At 53.8% G+C, this 697-nt stretch carries 1 pseudogene; it reads right to left on the reverse strand.

What is annotated here, in order from left to right:
- Nucleotides 1-265: 265 nt before the first annotated feature.
- Nucleotides 266-697: pseudogene (locus Z052_RS03750) on the reverse strand (hypothetical protein); the annotation flags it as partial.

A 697-nucleotide genomic window follows, 5' to 3' on the forward strand; every position in this document is an offset into this window, starting at 1 on the left:
TGTCGATGTGATCGACTGATGATAGATTGCCAGCAGTCGCTGCTCATGAACGGTGACGTAATCGATTCCGGCTCGGTCTAGGACTGTCGAAACATTAGTAGGCTCAGATAACGAGACAGAGATGCTTGGAGACGCCGAGTCGCTCATACGATAACTTCGTCCATAACACCGATAAAACCAGCCTCAAAGAAGAACCGGACACAGCATCAAGTCAATTCCCGTGGCCGGTCTGTCGTCTCTCAACGGGTACAGATGTGGGTACCGGCTACCCACCAGTTGAACGGGTATGGAAGGATGTCCCGGAATCAAAGCTCGTGAGTTCGGTAATACGTTCTTCCAGTTCTTCGATTTCAGCTTGGAGCTCGGTTGTGTCTTCGTCGGCTCCAGCTAACTGGTCTTTGAGCCCTTGGAGACGGCTTTCTTTCATCTCGTCGTCGACGTCTGCCTTCCGTACATACTCGCTTTCGTCGATCTCGTACACGTCGGACTCAGAGAGTGACGTCACTTCCAGCGCATCGTCAAGTTTGCTCGTGTCGACACTCAGCACGCGCTCGGGGTCGATCCCTTCCGCCTCCAGTAGCTCAAGGACTTCTTCGTCATCTTTGAGTGTTCGATTCCGACGGACAGCTCGTTGGACGGACCCGTATTGCCCACTGACCGGCTGGTCGTGATGGAGACGGTCAAGCAAGACGCCACG

It is taken from the genome of Halorubrum sp. C191 (genome assembly GCF_002727095.1).
Taxonomy (GTDB): domain Archaea; phylum Halobacteriota; class Halobacteria; order Halobacteriales; family Haloferacaceae; genus Halorubrum; species Halorubrum ezzemoulense.